The following is a 24,875-nucleotide window of genomic DNA, read 5'->3' as shown; positions in this document are numbered from 1 at the left end:
CAGTGAGTGACCGCAAACACTCGGCGATTGGAACATGTCCGACTATTTTGGTCTGTCCCAGCGGGATGTCGGCGCGGGCGTCGCCGCCGGCGGGTCGGCGTTGCTCGCTGCCGTTCTGTTTCTCCTCTGGAATGTCGTTCAGGGATCCAGCCCACTGAGAAGTCCGGTCCTCCTCCTCGCGATGACTATCACACCGGTGGTCGCACTGACCGTAGCGACCACCGTCTGGCGTGTGGTGATGCCGGATGAACCGAAGCCGGTCTACGGTGCCCTCGCAGGCGCCTTCGCAGCGGCTGTCTCGATATCCGTCCTCGCAGCGCTGGTAGGCCTCTTGGCCGTCATAACCGAGTCTTCCGCTGGCACACTCGGTGGGTTGGTCTCCGAGTTCCGCTCCTTCGTTGCGTTCTTCGTCGTCTACGGCGGATTCGTGACGCTTCCCGTCGTCGTTCCGATAGGGGCAGCGGTGGGATACGTATACGAACGGTACGCAGCCCGACGACTCGACTGACACGTCGTCGATTGCTGAACCCATCCTCTGTATCGGTCACTCCGCATATTCCAATATCAAACTTCAGACATTGTTTCACCAGATTAGGCAAGAGCCTCGCTTGATTTCCTCGATCTCGACTGATCCCACGCCGGCCGCGACCAACTGATTTAGTCGGCGTTGACTTCGGCCGCACACCGGTTCGGCCCGAGTTCGAGTTCGATAGCCTCTTGCTCGCTGTCGGCGGCGTCGCGACCGCTGTTGATCCCGATGATTTCCTCGTAGTTCGGCGGCTTTTCGGGCAGCGTCGCGGTGACACGCTCGACGAAGGTCTCGCGGTCGGCCTGGAGCACATCGAGCCCCGTCCGCAGCGTGCCGATCGTCGTATCCACCGGCTCGCCGTGCGTGATCGGCGTGGTTCCGTCGTTGGCGACCGAGAAGTGGCCGGGCAGGACGTTCACCGAGTCGGGTTCGGCCAACAGCGTGCGGTGCAGCGAGTCATACAGCAGCCCCGCGCCGGTCGTCGCCTCGCCGTCGCCGAACTGGAGTTCGGTTCGCCCGACGCTGTCGACGAAGATCGTATCGCCCGTGACGACCGCCTCGTTGCCCAGCAGATAGCTCACCATCTCGGAGGTGTGGCCGGGTGTTGAGAGGGCCTTGATCGGGAGATCGCCGACATGGACGACTTCGTTGGCCGAAAGCGGCTCGTAGTCGTAGGCGACGCCGCGGTCGGCGGCATCCGCGCCGAGGTAGTAGGGGACGCCACGTTCGTCGGCAAGTTGGCGGCCGCCGGAGATGTGGTCGGCGTGGACGTGGGTATCGAAGACGGCGACGATCTCGCTGCCGATGGCGTCGGCTGCGGCACGGAACTCATCGGTGTGCCGTGTCGCATCGATGACCGCAGCCTCGCCGTCGCGTTCGACGACATAGCCCAGACAACCTTTCGCGCGGCGTTGGAGTTGGACGACGGTGAAATCCTCGTAGGCGATGGTGACGTGATCGTAGACCGCACTCCACGCCTCCATTCCGCCCTCGACGACGGCGACATCCTCGTAGCCGGCCGCCGCCAGATCGTCGGCGAGCGCGTCCGAGGTTTGCCCCTTGGCACACATCGTGACGATCGTGTCCTCGGGGGTGAGACCGGTTTCGGCCTCGAACTCGGCGCGGTCGAACGCCTGAAACGGTTTGTAGCGGTACCGGATCGCGCCGGGCACCCGCCACGCCGCGAACCCCTCGTCGGATCGGGTGTCGACGACCGTCAGCGACTCGCCGGCGTCGAGGCGATCACGGAACGTCTCGGCGGAGATCGACTGTCCCATACCTGTCTCTCGGCGGGCGCGACGAAAAGTCTCCCGTCGGTTCGCCACCGCGCTCGAATCCTGTCGATGACGCTAAGGCCGCCCCGTCCGGACACCCGGTGTGAGCGTTCTCTCCTTGCTCCGGCTTCACACCGCCGCGGATTTCGCCGACTGGTACCGGATCGGCGCGGAATACGTCGACGGCGTCGCCGACGAGATGGGGTTCGACACCGCCGACTTCGTCGACTACGAGGCCGGCGTTGAGGCGATGCGGAACGGGCGGCCACCGGCGTCGGTTTCGTCCGCGGTTCGGCGATCGATTGCGGCCGATCTGCTGGCTGATGCCGTGTTTTCGGAGCCGTTCTGTGAGTGGCTGCCGCTGTGGTATGAGGTGAGTCTCCTGGGGCCGGTACGATACTGTGAGTACCGACTGCGAGAAGTCGCCGAACCGTACTGTCGTGGGCTGTCTGTCTCGGTGCCGCGATTCAGTCGGCCAGCCAACGCCCTTGTCGACGGCCGGCCGGCGCCGGCCCACCTCACAGGATTCCGCGAGCGGTTCGTGCTCGCGGATGCGATCCTCCATCTCGAATGGTTCGTCCACGTTGCCCGTGAGTCCGGGATTGTGGTGCCGCAGGGGTTGATCGACCGCACCCGCGAGGAGAGTCTCGCGTACTACACCGACTACCGCGAGTCGCTGTCGCCACGGGTACGGCGGTTTCAGGCTGCGTTGTTCGCCGACGACGTGTGGGTTCGGGAGATCGATGCGGCCTACGGGCTCGACAGCACGCTGTTTTGGCTGTGGGAACGGCTGCTGCGTGCGGAACGGGAGCGACTCGAAGCGGCGACACAGCGCCAGCGGCGGCAGGGGCCTTCGGGCCGACTCAACAGCTTTTTATCCGCGCTGGCGGTATCGTGTTGCACTATGGCTGAGGACAAAGCACGATCCACCGGCAGTGCCGGCCGATTTGGTGCCCGGTACGGGCGTGTCTCCCGCAAACGAGTCAAGGAAATCGAAGCAGGAATGCAGAACGCCGAGGTCGACGGCGACGATGTCACCCGCGTCGGCACCGGCATCTGGGTCAACGAGGAAACCGGCGAGAAGTTCACCGGCGGTGCCTACAAGCCGAAAACGCCCGGCGGCCAGCAGGCAACTCGTTCGATCCGCGCCGCCCTCGCCGAAGACGAGGAGTAAGAATGAGCTACAAGTGCTCGCGCTGTAAACGCGACGTGACGCTCGATGAGTACGGCGGCGTTCGCTGTCCGTACTGCGGGCACCGCGTCCTCCTGAAGGAACGCGGCGGCGGCATCAAGGAAGTCGACGTCCACTGACGGCGGTCGTGTCACAGCTTCATTCTACGCAGTTGCGTTTTGAGTATCCGACAGCGACAGCCGCACAGCGGGTCGAACGCAGCATCGCTGTCGAGGTCGGTGAACTCGACGAGGATCGCTCGACAGTGAGCGTCGACCGCGACGCGGCTATCCTCACTATCGAGATTACCGCGACCGACCGCGTCGCGCTTCGCGCCGGGATCAACAGTTGGTGTCGCTACGTGGCGACCGCCGAAACGGTCGCCGACGACATACTGGCCTGATCGGCACACCACAGCGGCAACAGAGAGCCAACTGCGAAGAACGCCACCGCTGTCGAGAGCCGACACCGGTTAGATTCGACACGATCCCGACGCCGTCTGTCGATCAGGCGGCCGTCGGAATTGCATGGCTTTTTCCATGTGGCGACCATCCAGTGGGGTATGCAGGGTAACCTACCGCCGGAAGCGCAGGACAAACTCGAAACGCTGCAGGATCTTCAAGAGACCGCCCAGGAGGTCTCCGAGCAGAAACAGCAGACCGAGTCCACACTGACCGAGACCAAGGCTGCACTCGACGCCCTCGACAACGTTGACGACGACGCAACGATGTACCGCGAGGTCGGCGAACTCCTCATCGAGACCGACTACGCGTCGGCATCCGACAAGCTCGAAGAGAAGGTCGAGGATCTCGAAGTTCGTGCCGAACAGCTCGACAAACAGGAGACGAAAGTCCAAGAGAAATTCGAGAGCCTGCAGGACGAGCTCCAGCAGATGCTCGGCGGCGCGGGCGGCCCGCAGGGCCCGGCCGGTCGGGCGGCGCCGGCGGCGCGTAAATGAGTACGGAACCGGACGACGAAACGGTTGTCACCACCGCTGCGGAGGCCGCTGAGGGGTTCATCCTCTCGCGGTTTGCGAACTCCGCGATCACGGATCTCGATATCACCGTCACCTTCGAGGATGGTGTGTTGGATCTCGATATCTACCTGAACACGGTCGACGATGCCGAGGCCGACCCGGAGGCCGTCGCTGACGCGGCGATCGATGCCGCCGAGGACGCCGTCGACGAGCTCTTCGAGTAAATCGACACTGCAGCCCCATTTTTGCGACCGCATCGCGGACATGAAAAGAGATTAAGCCGGCGGTTCGAAAGGGAGCCCAAATGAGTCTCCTGGAGTCCGACCGCGAGTTGATCACCGCCGAACTCGGCCGTGAGCCGACGCCCGCCGAGGCGAATCTCTTCGAAAATCTCTGGAGCGAACACTGCGCCTATCGCTCCTCGCGGCCCCTGCTTGGGGCCTTTGACAGCGCGGGCGACCAGGTTGTTATCGGCCCCGGCGACGACGCCGCCGTCATCGCCGTCCCCGAACCCGACGCCGCCGACACGCCCGCAAGCGAGCGCACACGCGAGGACTACAGCGAGACCTACATCACGCTCGGCATCGAGAGCCACAACCACCCGAGCTACGTCGATCCCTACGACGGCGCGGCCACCGGCGTCGGCGGCATCGTCCGCGATACGCTGTCGATGGGCGCGTACCCGATCGCGCTGGCCGACAGCCTCTACTTCGGCGATTTCGACCGCGAACATTCCCAATATCTGTTCGAAGGTGTCGTCGAGGGGATCAGCGACTACGGCAACTCCATCGGCGTCCCGACGGTCGCCGGCAGCGTCGATTTCCACGCCGACTACGTCGGCAACCCACTGGTCAACGTTGCTTGCGTCGGCCTGACCGACGAGGAACGCGTCGTGACCGCCGAAGCTCAGCAGGCGGGCAACAAGCTCGTTCTGTTCGGCAACGCGACCGGCCGCGACGGCCTCGGCGGCGCGTCGTTTGCCAGCGAAGACCTCGACGAGGACGCCGAAACCGAGGATCGCCCGGCGGTACAGGTCGGCGACCCTTACAGCGAAAAACTGCTCATCGAGGCCAGCGAGACGCTGATCGACGAGAACCTCGTTCAGTCGGCCCGCGATCTCGGGGCGGCCGGCCTCGGCGGTGCTTCCTCCGAACTCGTCGCTAAGGGTGGCTTCGGCGCGGACATCGCGTTGGATCGTGTCCACCAACGGGAACCCAACATGAACGCGCTGGAAATCCTGCTGGCTGAATCCCAAGAGCGAATGTGTTACGAGGTCGCGCCTGAGGATGTCGACCGCGTGGCGGCGATCGCCGAGCGATTCGACCTCGGCTGCTCGGTGATCGGCGAGGTCAGCGAGAGCAACTACACCTGCACCTTCAACGGCGAAGTCGTCGTCGACGTCGACCCCGAATTCCTCGCGGAGGGCGCGCCGATGAACGATCTTGACGCCGTCGACCCCGAACCCGCCGAGCGCGATCTGCCGGACGCCGATCTCGACGACGCGGTCGAGGCCGTCATTGCGAACCCCAACACCGCCTCCAAGCGGTGGGTGTACCGACAGTACGACCACGAGGTCGGCCTCCGAACCGCGATGAAGCCCGGCGACGACGCGGCGATCATGGCCGTCCGGGAGACGAGCGGCGACGCCGACGACACAACGGGTGCGGGAACCGGTCTCGCCATCTCGTCGGGGGCGAATCCGAACTGGACGACAGCCGACCCTTACGGTGGCGCACGAGCGGTCGCCCTCGAAAACGCGACCAACATCGCCGCCAAAGGCGCGGTGCCGCTCGCAGCGGTCGACTGTCTCAACGGCGGCAACCCCGAGAAACCCGACGTGTACGGCGGCTTCAAGGGGATCGTCGACGGCCTCGCGGAGATGTGTGCCGACCTCTCGACGCCGGTGGTCGGCGGCAATGTCTCGCTGTACAACGATTCGGAGGCCGGCCCGATCCCACCGACGCCGACGCTGGCGATGGTCGGCACGAAAGCCGGCTACGACGCCCCGCCGGCCGCGCTCAGCGGTGAGGGCGAATTGCTCGTCGTCGGCGACGCCGGCGACGCCCTCGGCGGCTCCGAATACCTCAACGCTGTGGGTGGCAGCGACGCGTTCCCCGAACTGCCCGAAAACCCTGCCGACCTCGTCGCCACGATTGCCGAGGTCGCCCGCGACGAGACGACGCTGGCGACTCACGACGTGAGTCACGGCGGGTTGGCGGTCACGCTGGCTGAGTTGCTGACGGCCGACGCCGGTGCCGACGTGGCCATCGACGATGCGGTCGCGCTGTTCGACGAAACGCCCGGCCGGGTCGTGGTTGAGACGACCGATCCCGAGAGCGTGCGAGCGGCCTTCGACGGCGTCGCGGCTGTCGAATCGCTCGGCGACGCGACTGCTGACGGCACGTTGTCGTTGACGGTCGGCGACGAAACGGTCGACCTCGAATCGGAGGCGGTCGCCGACCTGCGAGATGTGATCCCCAAGACGCTGGAGTAAATCGCTGTGGCAGTCGGCTCGACCGGCTGCTGACGGGAGAACATTCGCGGACAGAGTGCCGCAAACTGCTGTCTGTAAACGAGGCAGTGCTGTCGCTCGTGGTAGTAGGGTTGAAGCGCGAGGGTGTCGGTATCCTACGTCGACACCCCGTTGCTTCACCACAGTCGAGGCGACAGCCGGTAAAGACCCTGTTGGTGTAGCTGATGAGACGGAAGCCGACATGCTTTTAGGAGATCCTAAAGTAGTGTGACAGCAAGAACGGAGCCACCACGCCACCGACGATCGCCGTCGCTGGCTGTGAAATTGCTTCATTTCGGATCGCTATGGCAAACAACTCACTCATGCACGGCGCGGTCGCACAGGACGCCGAGCACCCGACGATGCCGGATGAGTCGGAATCGACCGTCGACGATCCGATTCTCGAACTCGACGGGGTGACCAAGGAGTTCAGCAAGGAGACAGCGGTTTCGGAGATCTCGCTGACGGTCGAACGCGGTGAACTCCTCACGCTACTCGGCCCCTCCGGCTGCGGGAAGACGACGACCCTCCGGCTGCTGGCCGGGCTTGAAACGCCGACCGCCGGCGAAATCACGCTCAACGACGAGCCGGTGGCAAGGCCAGCCGAGGCGACCGATCCCGAGGAACGGGACGTCGGGATTGTCTTTCAGGATTTCGCGCTGTTTCCGCATCTCTCGGTGCGCGAAAACATCGCCTTCGGGCTGGAAGATGTGGACGCTGTCGACACCGAGGCCCGCGTCGATGAACTTTTGCAGCTGGTCGATATGCCCGATCACGGCGAGAAATCTCCTGATCAGCTGTCTGGCGGGCAAAAACAGCGCGTCGCGCTCGCCCGATCGCTCGCGCCCGAACCCGAGGTATTGCTGCTTGATGAGCCGTTCTCGAATCTCGACGTGCGACTTCGGGTCGAGATGCGTGAGGAGGTACGATCGATCCTCAAGGAAGCCGGTGTCACCGCGATCTCCGTCACCCACGACCAGGAGGAAGCGCTCTCGATCTCCGATCGCGTCGCCGTGATGAACGACGGCGAGATCGAACAGCTTGGTCGGCCCGAACGCGTCTTCGAGCAGCCGAAATCACGGTTTGTGGCCTCTTTCCTCGGGCGGGCAAGCTTCCTGACGGCGTACGTTCACGACGACACCGTGAAAACCGGGATCGGTGCCTTCGATGCCCGAACCCTCGACGGCTACGCCGCCGAATACGAGGGGATCGCTGTCGACGTGCTTGTGCGACCTGATGACTTGCGGGCGGGCCGGGCGCATGAAGACCAGACCGACGGCGAGGTCGTCTCCCGGCAGTATGTTGGCCCGTCGTTCATCTACCGGGTCGAACTCGACAGCGGTGATACGATCCACTGTCTGCACAACCACGTCGAGGATTTCGAACTCGGCGAGCGCGTAACCGTCGACCTCGTCGCCGACCACCCGCTGGCGTGGTATCCACGCCCCGGCGTCGACAGCGAAACACGGGGTTGTTCGGTTTCAGAAAACGGCGACTTCTGTTCGTTCACCGAGAGCCTGTAGCCGGCAGCCGGCTCACAGCGCGATCAGCGGGAGGCCGAACACGACGAGCAGGCCAACAAGCAGAATGAGCCCGCCGGTCGTCGCCTGCTGGCGGGTAAACGGCTGCATCGGGGCGGTGACACGGTTGGCCGTCTCCTCCTCGTGTCGGTCGAACGGATCCTCATCGTCGTGATCGTGTGCGGTCATTAGCTGATTGTTCGCCGGTAGCATACTAAAACACACGCATCACCATAGTCGCCGGAAGCATAGGTATTAACGCAGTCGGACGAACAAGGTGAGATATGACAGCCTCGACGACAGACGAACAGCTTCTTGACCGTGCGTGGTGGAAAGAATCGGTTATTTATCAGATCTATCCTCGAAGTTTTAATGATACAAACGGCGATGGGATCGGCGATATCCCGGGGATCATCGAGAAACTCGACTATCTCGACGATCTGGGTGTCGACATCATCTGGCTCAACCCGGTGTATGAGTCACCGAACGCCGACAACGGGTACGATATCGCCGACTACCAGTCGATCATGGACGAGTTCGGCACCATGGAGGACTGGGAGGAACTCCTCGATGGGCTCCACGACCGCGACATCAAACTCATCATGGATCTCGTGGTCAACCATACCTCCGACGAACACGAGTGGTTCGTCAACGCCCGCGACCCGGACAGCGACTATCACGACTACTACATCTGGAAGCAGGGTCGCACCGACATCGACGGCTTCACCGGCCATCTCGGCCCCGAGGACGAAGCCCCACCGAACGAGTGGGAGTCCTTCTTCGGTGGCCCGGCGTGGGCCTACGACGAGGATGTTGGCAAATGGTATCTCCATCTGTTCGACGAGAAACAGCCCGATCTGAACTGGGAGAACCCAGATGTCCGCGACGAGATTTTCGAGATGATGGAGTGGTGGCTCGACAAGGGGATTGATGGCTTCCGGATGGACGTGATCAACCTTCTCTCAAAGCCGGATTCGGTGACAAAACACGATCCGCCGCAAAACGACACCGAAGTCTGGGAGACCTTCGACGGCCCGCGGATGCAGGAGTTCCTCGATACGATGCACGACCGCGTGCTCGCGGATCGGGACGTGTTCGCGCTCGGCGAGATGATGGGCCGGATGGATATGGAGACTGCCATCGATTACGTCGGCCGCGATGGGCCGCTGTCGACGCTGTTCCACTTCGATCACGTCCTCTTGGATCACGGCGGTGAGATCTGGGAGACCAACGAGTGGACGCTCAACGACCTGCGGGACTCGTTTAATCGCTGGCAGTACGGGCTGGCCGACGACGGCTGGAACAGCATCTATCTCAGCAATCACGACCAGCCGCGACTCGTCTCCCGCTTTGGCAACGACGGCGAGTACCGCGAGGAGTCAGCGAAGCTGCTGGCGACGCTGATCTTCACGCTTCGGGGGACGCCCTACATCTTCCAGGGCGCGGAAATCGGCATGACGAACTACCCCTTCGACTCGCTCGATGAGTTCCGCGACGTGGAGACGATCAACCCCGTGCGGAACGCCCTCGAAAGCGGCGAGATCGAGAGCTTCGACGATATCAAACACGGGCTGCGGCACAACAGCCGCGACAACGCCCGGACGCCGATGCAGTGGGACGACAGCGAGCACGCCGGCTTCACCGACGGCGAGCCGTGGATCGGCGTCAACCCGAACCACGACGAGATCAACGTCGAAGCCGCCCGCGACGACGAGGACTCGATCTGGCACTACTACCGCGAGTTGATGGAGCTCCGCAAGGACAGCGACGTAAGCGACGTGATGGTCTACGGCGACTATGAGGTGCTGATCAACGACCACGAGGAGGTCTGGTCGTACGTGCGCACGCTGGGCGACGAGCGACTGCTGGTCACGCTCAACTTCGCCGAGTTCGAAAGCCACACCTGGATTCCGGAGTACGAGGTCGATTTCAACCCCCACGAGATGGAGGCCGAACTCCTGCTGTGTAACTACGGGGCCGACGAGCGTGCGACCGATGTCGACGCCGAAGCGTTCGATCTGCGGCCGTGGGAAGCGCGGATCTATCGGCTGAAGTAGGAAGTCTGTCGCGGCATGAACTTTCAGTGAAATAGTGGTTAGAAGAGTTGAGGACAGTTCACATCAGCTGCTGGTATTTTCGGACTGGTTTTCCAGTTCTACGACTCGCTGACGTAGTCGAACTAGTCTAATAAAGCCAACATACGCCGTTACGAGCCAGAGAATAAACAAGATATTCACAGAAAGCCCCAGTGGAAGCGGAGTTGTAGCTGTACCTAAGTCATTACCAGCAACAACTACTCTCCCGAAGAAAAACTCATACGCTACTTTTGCGACACGTCCTAATCCAGATAAAATTACACCACCTATCACTAAATCTAATATAAATCGAATGTAGGTATGCCTAGCACGCCATTGTTTGAGAAATAATTTGATATGACGCATGCCTTCGATTATATTTGATATTCCATCGACTAAACGACCGGAACCAGTAGCAAGATGATTGGTTTCTTCTCCAGCATCTGGTTCATCATCTGTCATGTAGACGGGTATGTTGCCATTTCATTTCATTGGAGGGGTTTGTCCGCAGGACAAACTTTGTACAGACTAAACCCGATTCGTTCAAACCCCCGTAGCCCAACGCTCACCCATGAGCAACGACACGACCGAGGAAACCCACGACCACGTGGTGCCGGGCAGCGACAACGAGCCCGACACCGCCGACGTGCGTGGCTACGATTTCCGCGGCGAGTTCGATTTCGACGACCTGCTGGACAGCTACGCGACGACCGGCTTTCAGGCGACCCACCTCGCGGAGGGCATCGAGATCAGCAAAAAGATGCAGGACGACGACGCGACGATCTACCTCACCTGCACCTCCAACATCATCTCCTCGGGGCTGCGGGAGGTCGTCGCCTCGCTGATCCGCGAAGGCTACGTCGACGTGCTGATCACGACCTCCGGCTCGCTGACCGAGGACGTGATCAAGAGCGCCCGCCCGTTCAAGATGGGCGAGTGGCAGGCCGACGAGGCCGAACTCCGCGAACAGGGGATCAATCGCTTGGGCAACATCTACGTCCCCTCGGATCGCTACGTTTGGCTCGAACAGTACCTCTATGACTTCTTCGACGACTTCTTCGCCGACGAGCAGGTTCGCACGCCGACCGCGTTCGCCCGCGAGCTTGGCGAGCGACTGGACGACGAGAATTCGGTGTTGAAACAGGCCGCCGACCACGACGTCCCCGTCTACTGTCCCGCCCTGACTGACGCCGAGGTCGGCAACTTCCTCTACTACTACAAGCAGGCCAACGACGTCGACATCGGCATCGAGATCCTCGACGACTACGACAAACTCATCGAGCAAGGCCTACTGGCCGACACGACCGGCCTCATCGCCGTCGGCGACGGCGTCCCGAAACACCACGCGATCATGACGAACCTCTTCCGCGGCGGCGCGGACTATGTGGTCTACATCTCGACGGGAATGGAGGGCGACGGCTCGCTGTCGGGCGCGCCGCCGGACGAAGCCGTCTCTTGGGGGAAGATCAAAGAACAGGAGACCAACTACACCCAGATCGAAGCCGAGGCGACGCTGGTGTTCCCGCTGTTGGCGGCCGCGGCGTTCCACAACCGCGACGATTGATCTGAGCGATACTCGATGGCTGAATTTTGACGTTGATCTGCTTTTGGAGTTGCAGTAAAATATATCCAGAAAGCCCTCAGCACGCTCGACTCCCGGGACTCGCTGCGCTCCTCGTCGTTCGCATTGCTCACTCCTGCGGTGCTTACGTCGTCCAGGTTCGCCGAGCGTGCTTCGCCCTTTCAATCCGCCAGGGGTGGCGGTTGATCAATCGAGCGAAGCTACCCGGATGACTGGTGGCTGTTTGTGGAGTCTCAAACACCGGTCGAAACGGTGAAGCCTCGGAGTTGTGTACAGGCAGATATCAGATGACGCTCACAAAACGGATCATCCCCTGTATCGATGTCGACCTCGACGACGACGGCAACGCCGCCGTCTACACCGGGGTCAACTTCGAGGATCTCAAATACACCGGCGACCCCGTCGAGATGGCGAAAGCCTACAACGAATCCGGGGCCGACGAGTTCGTCTTCCTCGATATCACCGCCTCCGCCGAGGGACGCGAAACCATGCTCGAAACGGTCTCGGCGGTCGCCGACGAGTGTTTCATCCCCCTGACTGTCGGCGGCGGCATCCGAACCAAAGACGACATCAAAGAAACCCTCCGCGCTGGCGCGGATAAGGTCTCGATCAACACCGGCGCGCTGGAACGCCCGGAACTCATCACCGAAGGCGCCGAGGCCTTCGGCAGTCAGTGTATCGTCATCTCCGTCGACGCCCGCCGCCGCTCCGACGACAAGGGCGAGCATTACGTCACCGTCGACGGCGAAGAAGTCTGGTTCGAATGCACCGTCAAGGGTGGCCGCGAGGGCACCGGCCGCGACGTGATCTCGTGGGCAAAAGAGGCCGAAGACCGCGGCGCAGGCGAGTTGTTCGTCAACTCAATCGACGCCGACGGCACGAAAGACGGCTACGACATCCCGCTGACGAAGGCGGTCTGCGATAATGTTTCGACACCCGTGATCGCCTCCTCGGGCTGTGGCGGCCCGGAGGATATGGAGGAGGTCTTCGTCGAGGCTGGTGCGGATGCGGGGCTCGCAGCCTCAATCTTTCATTTTGATGAGTACAGCATCGCCGACACAAAAGCCTATCTCGCCGACAAAGGGCTCCCGATCCGGCAGTAACTACGCTGCCGCCTCGAAGGCGTCTTTGAACGCGTCGGTCGTCTCGCGAACCGCGCTCGCGCCGTCGGCCAAGGCGTCCAGCGGGTCGCGGCCGTCCTCGGTCGTAATCGACAGGACAGGTTCGGTCTGGCCGCCGGACTGCTCGGGGTTCATGTTGTAGGTCGCGGCGGAAACGCCGTCAGCCTCAAGCAGTTCCCCTTTCAGGACGTTCATGAAGGTGTGATCCTCGCCGGCGATCTCGATCCGCAGCTCCGTGTCGGTTTTCTCGATAACACGCAGTTCCATAGTCGCTGTTTGGGCGGTCGCCGTTTTACGCTTTCGTTGTCCGAGACGGGTGATCGAGAAGAAAAAGACATGCAGTCGACGACAGTCCGACGACACCGCAGGGCCGTGGCAGTTCACCCGCGGAAGGCGGCCCGCGAGGGGCCGTCTGACTGACCAAGCCACTGTGGGAGCACTAGTCCACAGCGTGTCGGCGACGCTGACGCGTCAACGCCAGTTCGCCGATGGGTGATTGCACGGATGGGCGCAAAAAGGCTTCCGACGGGCTAAATTTCGCCAGCCGACCGTGTAATTCTGGGCAAATACATATCCAATAACCAATATAGCGTGAACTGTCGGATTCAACGGCGGCTTGTCGGACGTTCGTCCGCTCGGCTATCGAACGTAGTAGGGATCACTGCCGGCGATAAACCGCCCGAGGTCGCTTTCCCGACGGAAGTCCGTCGCTTGGAGCCGATCAAGCGCGGTTTCCAACGCGTCGCCGTCGTCGGGGCCCCAGTCAGCGGGCTCGGCGATCGGCACCACGAGCCAGCCGCTGCCGCGGATCTCCGTCGCATGGAGGTCAGCCATCTTGGTTGCCGGCGTCCACGGGCGGGCGGTACAGGTTTCGAAGACGTGGCGGGTCGCCCGCTCACCGACCGGGAGCAGGACGTGGGCCGCGATCGCGCGGAGTTCGGCGTCAAAAAACGGCTCCAGCTCGGTGTACTCGCGGTCGGTTGGCTGGCCATCGGCCGGGGGAACACAGAGATGCAGATACGAGAGGTAGGTCGCGTTGACCGTCGGTCGATCACCGGTCGTTTCGAGCAGCCCGGTCGCTTGCAGGACTGATTGGAGGGCCTCCGCACCCGGCGTCTCAGTGAACGGCACGCCGGTGTCAACCCCGCCGTGGATGCCCGGATGGTCGCCGATCACGTGAAAGTCGGCGTTGGCATCGCCGTAGCCGGGGACGAACCGCTCACAGGGCGGATGAAAATCAAAGGGATTGCTCGTCCGGTCGGTGACGTTGCGCACGGGAATCGGTTAGATGGAGGACGCTAACTGTCTATTGGTTTCGGTCGCTACAGCTCAACGCCGGAGGGGATCAGACTCTGGCTGCGTAGCAGGTCACCCTCATCGTCGTAGACGAGGAAGGTGCCCTTGTCGTAGGTCATCGTCTTGCCGTCGGCCAGCGAGAGCCGGATCCGGTAGCGGGCGTCGGTCGCGTCGGTCGACTGGCCGTACTCCCGAGCCGCGTGGATGAACTGGAAGACATCCTCGGCGTCCTCGTTGGTCTCGAAGATGAACTCGCCGGTCAGTCGGTTGGTGACGGCGACAACGCCGGTGGCGTCATCGCTGTCGTCGAAGGGATCGCGGAGTCGGAAGGCGACATCGATCTCCTCGCTGTCCAGTGGCGTCCCGTCGACGCCGGTCAGGCGGTCGATCAGCTCCTCGGCCGGCCCGGAGAACTCGATCAAAGCGAGTGGCTGTTCGGGGTCGCCGTCAGCCTCCACCCACTCAAGGTTGCGCACGTCGAGGTCGAAGTGTTCACGCCGCATTCGATACCTCTGTTTCGGTTTCCGTGGGTATCAAGCTGACGCCCGGTGACCACAGCAGCACCGCTGGACGGGTGAGAAATCAGGAAAATCTGATCGCGTCGATGCCGCGACGCTCGTTGCTGCGCGATTGGAGGCTGCCTTACAGGCGCTCGAGGTTCGTCGCTCGTGGGCCCTTCGGGGACTCTTCGATGTCAAACTCGACGTCCTGGCCCTCTTCGAGATCCGGGCCGCCAACGTCTTCCATGTGGAAGAACACGTCGTCGTCAGCATCGTCAGTATCAATGAATCCGTAGCCGCCAGTGTCGTTGAAGAAGTCAACCGTACCGTTTGCCATTGCAACTTGACCGAAGAGCCGGAGGTATGTAAATCCCCCGTGAGAGTCGATAGCTCGGAACGTATGATAACGCGGGACGATGCGAGCGGAAGCGACAGCAACCAAGCCAGACCACGCGAGCCGCTTATCGATCAGCAGCGCTGTCTGTGGATGCTGAACTCCGCGGTGTATGAGTAGCCAGTCTGCGTAGTCCAGGACGAAAGCGGCGGCGGCCGAACCCTTATTCCGGATTCCGACATAGGGTGCAGTAACATGGCCAGTACTACACGCGACAACCGCGCCGATGGGGTCGAATTCATCTACGAGGACGACGGCCGGATCACCGCCCGAGACCTCGAAACCGGCGTGGCGTCCTACGGCGAAACCAAAGCCGAAGCACTCGTCATGCTCGCCGAGGCACTGTCGCTGCAGACGGGCGAGGGCGAGCCAGTGACCGACGAGACACTCCGGGAGTTCGGGCTCGATCCAGAGAACACGGGCGACGACTCGCTCCCAGAATTCATGCAGTAGATGGTGCGGACAAATTTCTCCGGGCAGGAGATCGCAAATGTACTCCGCAATCACGGATTTAGACGGGCAGGACAGCGAGGGAGCCACCTGAAACTTCGATACGAACACCCCGAAACCGACGAGGTGCGTATTGTGACCGTACCGATGAAATCAGAGGACGAAATACCGACAGGGACGCTACAGTCGATTGCCGAGCAGTGCGGGGCAGAGGATTTCCATGCGTGGTGTGCGTGGATCGACAAGAATTGCTGACTGAGAAAAACGGCGACATCGATACCCCATTGTAGCAGACAGTCAGCCGAGTCGCACTGTTTTAAATGGATACGCTAACCATACACCCGTCATGCAGCGGGACGAAATCGAGGAGTACGTCCAGCGGTGTCAACAGCTCATCGAATCGTCACCGCAGATGGACGAGGAGAACACGAAGGTCAAACTCGTCCAGCCGTTTCTCGAACTCCTCGGCTGGGATCTCTACTCGACGGAGGTCGCCCTCGAATACACGATCCCGATGGCTTCGGGCAGCACACACGTCGATTACGCCCTCCTCGTTGGTGACTCGCCGGTGGTGTTCGTCGAGGCGAAGCCAGTACGGGCAACCCTCACTGACACCGAAGTCCAGCAGTTGCGGAGCTACATGCGACAGGAACTCGATGTCGACTGGGGAATTTTGACCAACGGCCAGTCGTTCGAAGTACTCACGAAGAACCGCAACGAGAACGGCGGCGAGGAGGTGTCTGTCGTCCAGTTCGAACTTGACGATCTGACCGAAAATCCCGGCGTGCTAGAACTGCTCACGAAGGAGTCGATTCGGTCGGGCAAATCCGACGAGGTCGCCGAACAGGTCGCCCAGACGAACCGCGCAATCAACGCGCTGCAGGACAACGAGGACGGCGTCACCGACGCTGTAACCGAGGCCGTCGAACGCGAAGTTGGCGAACTGACGATTGATCTGGAGGAACAGGCCCGCGAGTTCGTCCAGGGGCTCGTCTCGGTGCTCCGTGAGCAACGACAGTTTGTGAGCGACGAACCGACAGCCAATCAGGAAGATACAACCGCAACACAGCCGACAGTAGACGAAGCAGAGGAGCCTGACGAGGGATACGTGATCAGATTTTCAGACGGGAAAATGATCCCCGAGATCGATAGCGAAATCCACACCCAACAGAAGATCAACATGGGCGAGGCAGTTGATTATCTGATCAAGCACCACGACCTGATTGACAAAATCGAACTTCCGTACTCGCCACCACGGGCACGAAAGAACTGTTCAATCAATACCGAACCAGAACACCCCAACGGTGAGGAGATGCGGATACCGTACGAACTGTCGAACGGCTGCTTTCTACACACCTCACTCAATACTCGCGGGAAGAAGACACGACTCCGTGATATCGCTGAAAACGTTGATCTCGCGGTTGAGTTTCTGGGCGAGTGGCCCGAAGAAGACGAGTGAGATAGTAATGGACAAGATGGATGGACTCGCCGGGACTCCCGCGAGCGACCGCAGGGAGCGAGTGGGAGGTCGGCGAGGCCACTGAACGAGTTTGAGCGAAGCGAAAACGAGTGAAGTGGACTCGCCGGGATTTGAACCCGGGGCCTCTTCCTTGCGAAGGAAGCGATCTACCGCTGATCTACGAGCCCGCACTCTGTTTGAGCCCTGCAGCACACTTGTAGCTTCTGTTTCGCCCGACTACGCGTCAAGGACGCCCGCCGCACCAGCCACCAACCCGACGAACAGCCCGGTGAAATGCGCGACGAGTGCGACCCCCGGTCGCCCGGTCAACACCGTCACCGCCAGCGCGGCCACCGCGTAAGGACCACCTGCACCCGCGGGGAGAGCCGCAGCCGATCCAGCAGCGTCGTCGACACCGTGTTGCCGGCCAGCAGATAGCCGACTGCCCGAAGACCGCGCCGCTGGCCCCGAGCACCGATGTCGCCGGGCCAACCAGTCCGCTGACGACGACCTGGGCGACCCCGCGAGCGCGCCGACAACGAGGAAAAACAGATGAAAGCGTAGCCACGTCGTCCGGCGCTCGACCGCGAGCCCAGCGACGACGAGGACGACGCTGTTGGCGATGAGATGCCCCAGTGAGGCGTGGGCGTAGATACTGGTAACGATCGTCACCGGATCGGCGGTGATCGGCGGTGCGAGGACGAACAGGCCGCCGAGGCCGACGAACGACAGCGGCACCTGCAGGAGGAAGACGACCAAGACGACCCCGAGTGTGTCGATCGTCGGACTCCGACTCATAGGTGGTGTTTAACGAGGGTGAATAAAAGGGGACTGTCAAGGGAGTAGTTAGCTACAGAACTGCGTGGAGAGGAGATACGTAGAAAGTCCTCGACGCGCTCGCCGTTTCAGTCTACCAGAAGCAAGCTTCTGGTCGCCCGAACGTCTTCGATTGTCGCAGGGCGCCAGGAAGTCAGTTAGTTGGTGGATCGATTCACCTGCTTGCCTGTCCGTCTCTCTGCTCCATCGCCGACACCACGCTTTTCACCGTGCCAGCTAATATCGCGTCCGTGACCGAGTCACCCGTTCAGTGCCCCATCTGCGGCTGGACAGGTACCGTATCGGATCTCGACACCACCGACACCGAGCCGGAATGCCCGGTCTGTGAGGAACCGGTATCGCCGTAGCCACCGCGGCGAGGGCGGATGCCTCACCGTGCCACTAGTGGTCGTAGCAATCGATTCGCTTCGAGTCAGTCCCACTCGACCTCGTTCACATCATCAGTGTCTCGCAGAATGAACGGGCCGATCGACAGCGTGTGTTTTGTGACGGTTGCGATCCGCATCACGTAGGCGATCAACAGCATAAACGGCAACAGGGCGAGCGTCGTCGCGGCCGCCACGGCGACGACAACGATGTCGACCCCGGCGACAGTGCCGGCGTAGTCGGCGGCATCGAAAAAGGCGATCATCACCGCCGAAACGAGCAGTGCGGGCACGGAAACCGCGAGAATTTGTCGGGAGAGGTTGATCAGATCCCACTGGAAGTACAGCGTTTTGAAGTGTTCTCGCGCCGGCCCAAAGAGCTTCAGCACCCCGATCAGTTCGTCGAGAGCGTCGCTGGCATCGGCATCAAGGCTGTCGTCGTACCGTTCGCTGATCCGGCGGGCAGCGAAGATCTTCCACGAGTAGTTGAAATTGAGTGCCGCAGACACCACATCGAAGCTGCCGAACTGCGCGCCGTCAAGGCTGACCGACACCCGGTCGGCGTTGTCGGTGAGGCTATCGGTGAGATCGGTGATCTCTGTCTGTAGCTCCGGATCAGGTGTGTCCGAGACAGCGTCGCGGAGCGCACCAGCCCGTTTGCCGGCCACATCGACGAGGGCTCGGAGGAACTGCGCGGGACGGGCGGGGCTGACCGCTGTGCCGATCTCCGTGGCAACGTCATCCCGGAACGTCATCGCGCCGTCCATGCGCTCGCGCTGATCGCCGACAGCACCGAGCTCCTGGGATAACACCAACTGGTTCAGCGTGAGCACGAGCGTGACACCCGTGATCGTCGCCGTCAACAACCCCTGAAACAGCGTTTCGACCGGATCACCCGAGCGAACCGCAGCCGCACCACCCGGCGTGAGCGTCCCGACGCCGACGAGCACACAAAAGACACCACCAAGCAACAGCCCCGTGACAAGCCAGCGGTCGGCTTCAAGCAACAACCACTGTTTCAGCCGGCTCCCTGCGACGCGGTCACTCATGCGGTCGCTCGGCGTGTCGGCGTCGGCTGACATACGTCCGCTCCCGTGGCGATGATAAAAAGTCCAGCGACCACGGCGGCAGTGTTGTGACTAGCCGATCAAAAACAAGCGAAAACGATGGGCCGCGGAGGCCTTAGCGCGGCGACCGTGGCTCAGTCTTCGAGGACGATCTCGATGCTGACTTCGTTGGGCACCTGCACACGCATGAGCTGGCGAAGCGCGCGTTCGTCGGCGTCCAGATCGATCAGCCGCTTGTGAACGCGCATCTCCCAGTGCTCCCACGTCGCAGTGCCTTCGCCGTCAGGCGACTTCCGCGAGGGGATCTCCAGCGTCTTCGTCGGCAGCGGGATCGGCCCGCTGAGCGTGACGCCGGTTTTCTCGGCGATTTCCCGCACGTCGTCGCAGATGTCGTCGAGATCCTCGGGGTGGGTGCCGGCGAGGCGGACTCGTGCTTGCTGCATTTATCGCTCGTTGACTTCGAGGACTTTGCCGGCCGCGATGGTCTGGCCCATGTCCCGAACCGCGAAGCTGCCGAGCTCCGGAATCTCACCCGAGGGCTCGATGCTGAGCGGTTTCTGCGGACGCACCGTCACGATGGCGGCGTCGCCCGACTGGATGAAGTCCGGGTTCTCCTCGGCGACTTCGCCCGTCGAGGGGTCGAGCTTCTGGTCGATGGACTCGATGGTACAGGCGACCTGCGCCGTGTGGGCGTGGAAGACCGGCGTGTACCCCGAGGTGATCACCGACGGGTGCTGCATGACGACGAGCTGGGCCTGGAACGTCTCGGCGACGCTCGGCGGGTCGTCGGCCGGGCCACAGACGTCACCGCGTCGGATGTCGTCCTTGCCGATGCCGCGGACGTTGAAGCCGACGTTGTCACCGGGGCCAGCGCTCGGCACCTCTTCGTGGTGCATCTCGACGGTCTTGACCTCGCCGCCGACATCAGAGGGCTGGAAGGAGACATTGTTGCCCGGCTCCATGGTTCCGGTTTCGATCCGTCCAACCGGGACGGTACCGATGCCGGAGATGGTGTAAACGTCCTGGATCGGGAGTCGGAGCGGCGCGTCCGTCGGCGGCTCGACTTCCGGCAGGTCGTTGAGGGCTTCCAGCAGCGTGTCGCCGCTGTACCAGCCCGTGTTGTCGGAGGCCTCGGCGATGTTGTCGCCCTCGAAGGCCGAAATCGGGATGAAGCTCGCGTTCTCGGTGTCGAAGCGAACCTGGTTGAGGAGGTCGGTGACCTCGTCTTTGACTTCCTCGTATTTGCCTTCCTCGTAGTCAACGAGATCCATCTTGTTGACGCCGATGATGAGCTCGTTGATACCGAGGGTGCGGGCGAGGAACACGTGCTCGCGGGTCTGGGGTGCGACACCGTCGTCGGCGGCAACGACGAGGACGGCGTTGTCGGCCTGACTCGCGCCCGTGATCATGTTTTTCACGAAGTCGCGGTGGCCCGGACAGTCGACGATCGTGAAGTTGTACTCGTCGGTGTCGAACTCTTGGTGGGCGATGTCGATGGTGACACCACGCTCTCGCTCCTCGGCGAGGTTGTCCATCACGTAGGCGAACTCGAAGCCGCCCTTGCCTTTCTCTTCGGCTTCTTCTTTGTGCTGTTCGATCACGTGCTCGGGGACGGAGCCTGTCTCGTACAGGAGGCGTCCCACAAGCGTGCTCTTGCCGTGGTCAACGTGGCCGATGATGGCCAAGTTCTGGTGTAGTTTGTCGCTCATGGGTAAAGTCACGCGCTAAGGCGTTCTGTGAGGGTTCTTTCGACAGTTCCCCGTAAAACCATTACGATACGTCGGCCGGGCGATACCGCTGCCTTCTTGCGGTTTGTGGGAGCACGTACCATGCCCAGTGGATCACAGCCGGCGGCCCACACCGGAGCCGGACAGCAGGGGTATTAACTCATCAGCGGCCAACGACCCCCTATGGAACCGCGAACCGGGCTGTGCGTGGTGCTGCTCGTCGCTGCCGTGGTCGGTGCAACGACCGTCGCGGCCACACCGGTCAGTGGGCAGACAGGAGTGATCGCCCAACAGAGTGCCGTCGACGCCGACGACGTTCGGATCACCGTCACCCTCGCTGAGGACGGCACCGCCGAGTGGCGCCTCGCCTTCCGAAGCGTCTTGGCGAACGACGACGAGCAGGCTGCCTTCGACTCCCTGCAAGCCGATATCGCCGATGATCCGGCGGCCTACACCGATCCCTTCGCCGAGCGCATCCGCCGGACGGTCGCCACCGCCGAAAACACGACCGACCGAGAGATGGCCGCCGACTCGTTCAGCGTCGACACCGAAACCCAATCGCTCGGCCGGGAGTACGGCATCGTCACCTACCGCTTCACGTGGGAGAACTTCGCAACCACAAGCGGCGACACACTCCGAGCCGGCGACGCCATCGACGGCTTCTTTCTCGACGACCAAACCCGGCTTCGGATGCAGTGGCCCGACGGCTACACAGTCGACACAGTGTCGCCCGCCGCCGACGAAACACCGGACAACGCCGTCGTCTGGGACGGCGAGTCAACCGATTTCGTGACAGGTGAGCCCCGGGTTGTCGTTGCCGCGAGCGGGAGTGGGCTCACCCCCGCCATGCTGATCGGGATCATCATCGTCATCCTGCTGGCCGGCGTCGGCGGTTGGTTCTACCAGCGGCGACCGAGCGACACCGACGACGACCCGCCGACAGCTGCTGTAGACACCGACGTTGGCACAGAAACCGACGCCGACATCGAGACCGATGTCGACACAGAGACCGACGCCAACATCCACACCGATGCGAGCTCCACCGAGTCGGATACTGACACAGCCGCGTCGACAGCCGCCGCAGCCGACGATGAGCCCGATCCGGAACTCCTCAGCAACGAAGAACAGGTGCTACGCCTGCTTGACGACCACGGTGGTCGCATGAAACAGAAACAGGTCGTCGAGGAACTCGACTGGACCGATGCCAAGACGAGCAAGGTCGTCAGCGGGCTGCGGGAGGACGGAACCATCGACTCCTTCCGGATCGGCCGGGAGAACGTCCTCACCTACCCTGACGAGAGCCTGACCGGCGATGACGATGACGAGGCCGATGAGTAGCCGATCAGGGCGATGACGGCAAATCACCAGCAGTCGCCGCGGCGAACCGGTCGTAACTCGGCGAAAACGGCGGTAATTCGGCGACAGCACCGGCGGTTTATAAGCAGTACAGCCCCCTATGAGCAACTGTCATGAACCGACCCACGATCCTGTTTGGTACCGCCCTCCTTGCGACCCTGGTGGTGCTGGCGACTCTCGCTGGTGGCGTGACCGCCGCAGTTGGGCCAGCAGCGACAGCCCCGCAGCTCGCCGCAAACGAGACGACAACGACGGAAAATGCGACCGCACCGGGCGCACAGCTTGCCGGCGTCGTCGGGGTGCAACAGGCCGAAGTCGATGGCAATCTCGACAACCGAACCTTCGGCCTCCGGGTTGCCAACGCCGACAGCGACGAAGAGCGCGCCGCGATCATCGCCGAGCACCAGAACAGCACGCGAGCCCAGCTAGCCAGCCAGACTGATCGGCTCGCTGAACTCCGGGAAGCGCGGGCAAACGGCACCATCTCGAACGCCGAGTACCGCGCCAGAGTCGCCACCGTCGCCGCGCAGGCTGCCGACACCGAACGCGACGCCGACCAGCTGAACCGTACCGCCCGCAAGCTTCCTGACGCGGTCAGAGAGCGCGCCAACATCAACGTCTCCGCCATCGAACAACTCAGAACCAACGCGCGTGCGCTTGGTGGCCCCGAAACCGCCGCGATCGCCCGGTCGATCGGCGGCACCACCGCCCGAAATCCGATGGCCGGCGGCACCCGCGGCCCACAGCGTGACGCCCCAGGACTGAACCGAGATCGTGGCGGACAGCAGGGTGGGCCAGCCGGCGTGCGTGGCGGCGGTGACGGCCGTGACACCGCAGGAACGGACGCTGACATGCAGCGGCCCGGTGAGCAAAATCAGACGGGAGCACCGAGTGAGCACAACACGACGCCAGCCGATCCCAGCGATCGCCGAGGTGGCGGTGCCAACGAGAACGCAGGAACCGGCGGCGACAACGCTGGCGGTGCCAACGGTGGTAACGCGGGGAGTAGGGGCGGTACCCCCAACAGGCCGTAGCGATCGCAGAAACCACACGATCGAAGCCGACGCAGCCGACTTACTCAATCAGCCGACTCACATCTGACAGCACCGCGGTCGCCGTTTCGGGGCCGCCGGCACCGCGGCCGCTGATGTTGAGTCGGCCGGCATGCGTCGTCTCCAGTTGGACGATGTTGAGCGTCCCCGTCACCGACAGCGGGCCGTCGTCGGGGACGAGTCGCGGGCCGACGCTGACGCCGTCCGGCGTCGCCTCGCCGATCAGCCGGATCGTCCGGCCGTCCTCGGCGGCGAGTTCGAGCGCGGTGCCGGGGATGTCGGTGATCCCCTCGACGGTCGCGTCGTCAAGGGTGTACTCCTCATCGCCGTCAGCAAGGACGTTCGAGAGAATGACGAACTTGAGCGCGGCGTCGATCCCTTCTACATCGAACGTTGGGTCGGCCTCGGCAACGCCGAGGTCTTGGGCCTCCGCCAGCACGTGGTCGTAGTCCAGCCCCTCGGCGGCCATCCGCGAGAGGATGAAGTTCGCCGTCCCGTTGAGCACGCCGCGAGCGGCGGTGATGTGATCGGGGCCGAAGTCGTCGATCGTCGAGCAGATCGGGATCGCACCGCCGACGGTCGCCTCGAAGCGGATCCGACCGTCGCTGTCGGCTTCCAACTCGCGGAGATCGCCGTACCGCTCGGCGACCGGCCCCTTGTTGGCCAGCACGGCGTGTTTGTCGCGGTTGAGCGCGTGGGCGACGTGGGAGAAGCCTGGTTCGGCGTCGCCGAGCGTTGTCGGCGTTGCTTCGACCAACACGTCGTAGTCGGCATCGAGGGCGGCATCGGGGTCGGTGTCACCAACGACGCCCTCGTCGGCTTTACGGTCGAGGACGGCTTCGGTGTCGATGCCGTCGGGGTCGATCACAGCCGAGGAGGAGTCGGCGACGGCGGTGACGGTGTGGCCGTACTCGTCAGCTAACTCGACGACTGAGCGACCGACCGCGCCGACACCGAGGACGGCGAGTTGCGCGCCAGTCATTGGGTGCCCTCCGTGAGTGGTTCAATAACATGGAGATCCTTGCCGTCGGCGATCTCCCGCAGCGTCGAGAGCACCTCGTCGGTGGTTCCTGATTTGGTTTTGAGGCGTACTCGCGCACTCGAACTGTCGTCGTTGCCGCGGGGCGCCGACAACGAAAGATCGGTCAGCGATGCGTTGGCGCAGGCTTCGACCTGCTGGAGGGTATCCGAGAGGTCGGTGTCGACGAGGTGGCCGACCAGCAGGACAACCAGTTCCTCATCGTAGCGCTCGGAGCCAGCCTGAATTACGTTGACGCCGCCCTCTCGCAGGGAGTCGACGATCCGATCAAAGCGATCCGGCGCACAGGAAACGTCGACCTCGACGGGGATGTGGCCCCGCGGGGTGACGTTGCCGCGCTCGTGGTAGATCGACATGAGGTTGCCGCCGGCCTCCGAGATCGGTTCGAGGGCTCGCAGCAGCTCACCCGGTTCGTCAACGAGTTCGAGCCGGATGGTGTGGGTTTGCACCTCGCTTGCGGTGTCGCTCATCGGCGATCACCTCGGTGTGTGGGTGGACACGGTGTCGGTGTCGATCCCGACAGAGAGCCGCGGCTCCGTCGTGCGATACTGATCGGTCGGGAACGTGCCGTGT

Annotated in this window: 27 protein-coding genes, 1 tRNA gene and 2 pseudogenes; 16 read left to right on the top strand and 14 right to left on the bottom strand. The window is 62.6% G+C overall.

The genetic code is table 11. From position 1 onward, the window contains the following. Positions 1-34 precede the first annotated feature (34 nt). Positions 35-508 carry a hypothetical protein gene (locus tag ACFQJB_RS12940; protein WP_379727890.1) on the top strand — a complete coding sequence of 158 codons (474 nt, stop codon included), beginning with the start codon at positions 35-37 and terminating at the stop codon, positions 506-508. Positions 509-939: 431 nt separating this feature from the next. Here the strand turns inward: ACFQJB_RS12940 and ACFQJB_RS12935 are convergent. Further along, positions 940-1,806: pseudogene (locus ACFQJB_RS12935) on the bottom strand (MBL fold metallo-hydrolase); the annotation flags it as partial. A 901-nt stretch (positions 1,807-2,707) separates the two neighbouring features. On the opposite strand from ACFQJB_RS12935, the gene ACFQJB_RS12930 reads away from it, so the two are divergent. The 7 genes from ACFQJB_RS12930 (at position 2,708) to ACFQJB_RS12900 (ending at position 7,985) form a co-directional block, all read left to right on the top strand. Further along, positions 2,708-2,977, top strand: a complete 270-nt coding sequence (locus tag ACFQJB_RS12930) for a 50S ribosomal protein L37ae (protein WP_120084733.1) — start codon at positions 2,708-2,710, stop codon at positions 2,975-2,977. Between the two features lie 2 nt (positions 2,978-2,979). Beyond that, entirely contained in the window at positions 2,980-3,114 is a 135-nt protein-coding gene (locus tag ACFQJB_RS12925; protein WP_021040784.1) for a DNA-directed RNA polymerase subunit P, read from the top strand. An 8-nt stretch (positions 3,115-3,122) separates the two neighbouring features. Then, a complete protein-coding gene (locus ACFQJB_RS12920; RefSeq protein WP_379722492.1) occupies positions 3,123-3,377 on the top strand; it encodes a KEOPS complex subunit Pcc1 in 255 nt (84 codons plus the stop codon). A gap of 159 nt (positions 3,378-3,536) precedes the next feature. After that, a complete protein-coding gene (locus tag ACFQJB_RS12915) occupies positions 3,537-3,932 on the top strand; it encodes a prefoldin subunit beta (protein WP_379722489.1) in 396 nt (131 codons plus the stop codon). Further along, a complete protein-coding gene (locus ACFQJB_RS12910) occupies positions 3,929-4,174 on the top strand; it encodes a DUF3194 domain-containing protein (RefSeq protein WP_379722486.1) in 246 nt (81 codons plus the stop codon). Before ACFQJB_RS12915 ends, ACFQJB_RS12910 begins: the two co-directional genes overlap by 4 nt. 80 nt (positions 4,175-4,254) lie before the next feature. After that, positions 4,255-6,444, top strand: a complete 2,190-nt coding sequence (gene purL / locus ACFQJB_RS12905; RefSeq protein WP_379722483.1) for a phosphoribosylformylglycinamidine synthase subunit PurL — start codon at positions 4,255-4,257, stop codon at positions 6,442-6,444. A gap of 380 nt (positions 6,445-6,824) precedes the next feature. Beyond that, positions 6,825-7,985, top strand: coding sequence for an ABC transporter ATP-binding protein (locus ACFQJB_RS12900; protein WP_379727898.1), 1,161 nt, complete (start codon positions 6,825-6,827; stop codon positions 7,983-7,985). A gap of 12 nt (positions 7,986-7,997) precedes the next feature. Here ACFQJB_RS12900 and ACFQJB_RS12895 read toward each other — a convergent pair whose 3' ends face one another. Beyond that, entirely contained in the window at positions 7,998-8,171 is a 174-nt protein-coding gene (locus ACFQJB_RS12895; RefSeq protein ID WP_379727888.1) for a DUF7550 family protein, read from the bottom strand. A gap of 95 nt (positions 8,172-8,266) precedes the next feature. On the opposite strand from ACFQJB_RS12895, the gene ACFQJB_RS12890 reads away from it, so the two are divergent. Next, positions 8,267-10,039 (top strand): glycoside hydrolase family 13 protein, encoded by a 1,773-nt coding sequence (locus tag ACFQJB_RS12890; protein WP_379727886.1) that lies wholly within the window; start codon positions 8,267-8,269, stop codon positions 10,037-10,039. 63 nt (positions 10,040-10,102) lie between these two features. Here the strand turns inward: ACFQJB_RS12890 and ACFQJB_RS12885 are convergent, their stop codons facing one another. Next, a complete protein-coding gene (locus ACFQJB_RS12885; RefSeq protein WP_379727884.1) occupies positions 10,103-10,519 on the bottom strand; it encodes a hypothetical protein in 417 nt (138 codons plus the stop codon). Between the two features lie 109 nt (positions 10,520-10,628). Between ACFQJB_RS12885 and ACFQJB_RS12880 the strand changes: the two genes are divergently transcribed. Next, positions 10,629-11,621: a deoxyhypusine synthase gene (locus tag ACFQJB_RS12880; protein ID WP_379727882.1), complete on the top strand. Its 993-nt coding sequence runs from the start codon at positions 10,629-10,631 to the stop codon at positions 11,619-11,621. Positions 11,622-11,926: 305 nt separating this feature from the next. Then, complete coding sequence (gene hisF / locus ACFQJB_RS12875) at positions 11,927-12,742, top strand: imidazole glycerol phosphate synthase subunit HisF (protein WP_379727880.1); 816 nt, start codon at positions 11,927-11,929, stop codon at positions 12,740-12,742. On the opposite strand, the gene ACFQJB_RS12870 is transcribed toward hisF, so the two are convergent. The 4 genes from ACFQJB_RS12870 to ACFQJB_RS12855 form a co-directional block, all read right to left on the bottom strand. Next, positions 12,743-13,027 (bottom strand): DNA-directed RNA polymerase subunit L, encoded by a 285-nt coding sequence (locus ACFQJB_RS12870; protein ID WP_379727878.1) that lies wholly within the window; start codon positions 13,025-13,027, stop codon positions 12,743-12,745. A gap of 372 nt (positions 13,028-13,399) precedes the next feature. Continuing rightward, positions 13,400-14,035, bottom strand: coding sequence for a uracil-DNA glycosylase family protein (locus ACFQJB_RS12865; protein ID WP_379727876.1), 636 nt, complete (start codon positions 14,033-14,035; stop codon positions 13,400-13,402). A 47-nt stretch (positions 14,036-14,082) separates the two neighbouring features. Next, a complete protein-coding gene (locus tag ACFQJB_RS12860) occupies positions 14,083-14,559 on the bottom strand; it encodes a DUF5793 family protein (protein WP_120101689.1) in 477 nt (158 codons plus the stop codon). A gap of 139 nt (positions 14,560-14,698) precedes the next feature. Further along, the gene (locus ACFQJB_RS12855) at positions 14,699-14,893 is read right to left on the bottom strand and encodes a cold-shock protein (RefSeq protein ID WP_120084710.1); all 195 of its coding nucleotides are present in this window, start codon (positions 14,891-14,893) and stop codon (positions 14,699-14,701) included. Between the two features lie 252 nt (positions 14,894-15,145). Between ACFQJB_RS12855 and ACFQJB_RS12850 the strand changes: the two genes are divergently transcribed. The 3 genes from ACFQJB_RS12850 (at position 15,146) to ACFQJB_RS12840 (ending at position 16,859) form a co-directional block, all read left to right on the top strand. Beyond that, positions 15,146-15,403 carry a type II toxin-antitoxin system HicB family antitoxin gene (locus tag ACFQJB_RS12850; protein ID WP_379727873.1) on the top strand — a complete coding sequence of 86 codons (258 nt, stop codon included), beginning with the start codon at positions 15,146-15,148 and terminating at the stop codon, positions 15,401-15,403. Continuing rightward, positions 15,404-15,655, top strand: coding sequence for a type II toxin-antitoxin system HicA family toxin (locus ACFQJB_RS12845; protein WP_379727871.1), 252 nt, complete (start codon positions 15,404-15,406; stop codon positions 15,653-15,655). Between the two features lie 91 nt (positions 15,656-15,746). After that, entirely contained in the window at positions 15,747-16,859 is a 1,113-nt protein-coding gene (locus tag ACFQJB_RS12840) for a type I restriction enzyme HsdR N-terminal domain-containing protein (protein ID WP_379727869.1), read from the top strand. 116 nt (positions 16,860-16,975) lie between these two features. On the opposite strand, the gene ACFQJB_RS12835 is transcribed toward ACFQJB_RS12840, so the two are convergent. The 5 genes and pseudogenes from ACFQJB_RS12835 to tuf form a co-directional block, all read right to left on the bottom strand. Next, positions 16,976-17,047, bottom strand: a tRNA-Ala gene (locus ACFQJB_RS12835). Positions 17,048-17,096: 49 nt separating this feature from the next. Continuing rightward, positions 17,097-17,657, bottom strand: a pseudogene (locus tag ACFQJB_RS12830) (rhomboid family intramembrane serine protease). 451 nt (positions 17,658-18,108) lie between these two features. Then, the gene (locus tag ACFQJB_RS12825) at positions 18,109-19,143 is read right to left on the bottom strand and encodes a hypothetical protein (protein ID WP_379727867.1); all 1,035 of its coding nucleotides are present in this window, start codon (positions 19,141-19,143) and stop codon (positions 18,109-18,111) included. A gap of 119 nt (positions 19,144-19,262) precedes the next feature. Continuing rightward, on the bottom strand, positions 19,263-19,571 hold the full coding sequence (rpsJ, locus tag ACFQJB_RS12820; protein WP_021060477.1) for a 30S ribosomal protein S10: 309 nt from the start codon (positions 19,569-19,571) through the stop codon (positions 19,263-19,265). Next, positions 19,572-20,837 carry a translation elongation factor EF-1 subunit alpha gene (gene tuf / locus ACFQJB_RS12815; RefSeq protein WP_379727864.1) on the bottom strand — a complete coding sequence of 422 codons (1,266 nt, stop codon included), beginning with the start codon at positions 20,835-20,837 and terminating at the stop codon, positions 19,572-19,574. A gap of 201 nt (positions 20,838-21,038) precedes the next feature. Between tuf and ACFQJB_RS12810 the strand changes: the two genes are divergently transcribed. Together ACFQJB_RS12810 and ACFQJB_RS12805 are read left to right on the top strand one after the other, a co-directional pair. Then, positions 21,039-22,193 (top strand): helix-turn-helix transcriptional regulator, encoded by a 1,155-nt coding sequence (locus ACFQJB_RS12810; RefSeq protein WP_379727862.1) that lies wholly within the window; start codon positions 21,039-21,041, stop codon positions 22,191-22,193. A 131-nt stretch (positions 22,194-22,324) separates the two neighbouring features. Next, positions 22,325-23,245: a hypothetical protein gene (locus ACFQJB_RS12805; protein WP_379727860.1), complete on the top strand. Its 921-nt coding sequence runs from the start codon at positions 22,325-22,327 to the stop codon at positions 23,243-23,245. Positions 23,246-23,285: 40 nt separating this feature from the next. Here the strand turns inward: ACFQJB_RS12805 and ACFQJB_RS12800 are convergent, their stop codons facing one another. Together ACFQJB_RS12800 and ACFQJB_RS12795 are read right to left on the bottom strand one after the other, a co-directional pair. Continuing rightward, on the bottom strand, positions 23,286-24,245 hold the full coding sequence (locus ACFQJB_RS12800; RefSeq protein WP_379727856.1) for a homoserine dehydrogenase: 960 nt from the start codon (positions 24,243-24,245) through the stop codon (positions 23,286-23,288). Then, positions 24,242-24,772: an amino acid-binding protein gene (locus ACFQJB_RS12795; protein WP_120101672.1), complete on the bottom strand. Its 531-nt coding sequence runs from the start codon at positions 24,770-24,772 to the stop codon at positions 24,242-24,244. The genes ACFQJB_RS12800 and ACFQJB_RS12795 overlap by 4 nt, the downstream gene beginning before the upstream one ends. Positions 24,773-24,875 lie beyond the last annotated feature (103 nt).

The sequence above is a fragment of the Halonotius sp. GCM10025705 genome (assembly GCF_042662885.1).
In the GTDB taxonomy this organism is placed as follows: domain Archaea; phylum Halobacteriota; class Halobacteria; order Halobacteriales; family Haloferacaceae; genus Halonotius; species Halonotius aquaticus.
This window is presented reverse-complemented; position numbering and strand designations above follow the sequence as displayed.

Bases quoted from the DNA above. Each gene is read 5' to 3' on its own strand.
- ACFQJB_RS12940 (WP_379727890.1), top strand. From the start codon at position 35: ATGTCCGACTATTTTGGTCTGTCCCAGCGGGATGTCGGCGCGGGCGTC.
- ACFQJB_RS12930 (WP_120084733.1), top strand. From the start codon at position 2,708: ATGGCTGAGGACAAAGCACGATCCACCGGCAGTGCCGGCCGATTTGGT.
- ACFQJB_RS12925 (WP_021040784.1), top strand. From the start codon at position 2,980: ATGAGCTACAAGTGCTCGCGCTGTAAACGCGACGTGACGCTCGATGAG.
- ACFQJB_RS12915 (WP_379722489.1), top strand. From the start codon at position 3,537: ATGCAGGGTAACCTACCGCCGGAAGCGCAGGACAAACTCGAAACGCTG.
- ACFQJB_RS12910 (WP_379722486.1), top strand. From the start codon at position 3,929: ATGAGTACGGAACCGGACGACGAAACGGTTGTCACCACCGCTGCGGAG.
- purL (WP_379722483.1), top strand. From the start codon at position 4,255: ATGAGTCTCCTGGAGTCCGACCGCGAGTTGATCACCGCCGAACTCGGC.
- ACFQJB_RS12900 (WP_379727898.1), top strand. From the start codon at position 6,825: ATGCCGGATGAGTCGGAATCGACCGTCGACGATCCGATTCTCGAACTC.
- ACFQJB_RS12895 (WP_379727888.1), bottom strand. From the start codon at position 8,171: ATGACCGCACACGATCACGACGATGAGGATCCGTTCGACCGACACGAG.
- ACFQJB_RS12890 (WP_379727886.1), top strand. From the start codon at position 8,267: ATGACAGCCTCGACGACAGACGAACAGCTTCTTGACCGTGCGTGGTGG.
- ACFQJB_RS12885 (WP_379727884.1), bottom strand. From the start codon at position 10,519: ATGACAGATGATGAACCAGATGCTGGAGAAGAAACCAATCATCTTGCT.
- ACFQJB_RS12880 (WP_379727882.1), top strand. From the start codon at position 10,629: ATGAGCAACGACACGACCGAGGAAACCCACGACCACGTGGTGCCGGGC.
- hisF (WP_379727880.1), top strand. From the start codon at position 11,927: ATGACGCTCACAAAACGGATCATCCCCTGTATCGATGTCGACCTCGAC.
- ACFQJB_RS12870 (WP_379727878.1), bottom strand. From the start codon at position 13,027: ATGGAACTGCGTGTTATCGAGAAAACCGACACGGAGCTGCGGATCGAG.
- ACFQJB_RS12860 (WP_120101689.1), bottom strand. From the start codon at position 14,559: ATGCGGCGTGAACACTTCGACCTCGACGTGCGCAACCTTGAGTGGGTG.
- ACFQJB_RS12855 (WP_120084710.1), bottom strand. From the start codon at position 14,893: ATGGCAAACGGTACGGTTGACTTCTTCAACGACACTGGCGGCTACGGA.
- ACFQJB_RS12850 (WP_379727873.1), top strand. From the start codon at position 15,146: ATGGCCAGTACTACACGCGACAACCGCGCCGATGGGGTCGAATTCATC.
- ACFQJB_RS12845 (WP_379727871.1), top strand. From the start codon at position 15,404: ATGGTGCGGACAAATTTCTCCGGGCAGGAGATCGCAAATGTACTCCGC.
- ACFQJB_RS12840 (WP_379727869.1), top strand. From the start codon at position 15,747: ATGCAGCGGGACGAAATCGAGGAGTACGTCCAGCGGTGTCAACAGCTC.
- ACFQJB_RS12825 (WP_379727867.1), bottom strand. From the start codon at position 19,143: ATGTCAGCCGACGCCGACACGCCGAGCGACCGCATGAGTGACCGCGTC.
- rpsJ (WP_021060477.1), bottom strand. From the start codon at position 19,571: ATGCAGCAAGCACGAGTCCGCCTCGCCGGCACCCACCCCGAGGATCTC.
- tuf (WP_379727864.1), bottom strand. From the start codon at position 20,837: ATGAGCGACAAACTACACCAGAACTTGGCCATCATCGGCCACGTTGAC.
- ACFQJB_RS12810 (WP_379727862.1), top strand. From the start codon at position 21,039: ATGGAACCGCGAACCGGGCTGTGCGTGGTGCTGCTCGTCGCTGCCGTG.
- ACFQJB_RS12805 (WP_379727860.1), top strand. From the start codon at position 22,325: ATGAACCGACCCACGATCCTGTTTGGTACCGCCCTCCTTGCGACCCTG.
- ACFQJB_RS12800 (WP_379727856.1), bottom strand. From the start codon at position 24,245: ATGACTGGCGCGCAACTCGCCGTCCTCGGTGTCGGCGCGGTCGGTCGC.
- ACFQJB_RS12795 (WP_120101672.1), bottom strand. From the start codon at position 24,772: ATGAGCGACACCGCAAGCGAGGTGCAAACCCACACCATCCGGCTCGAA.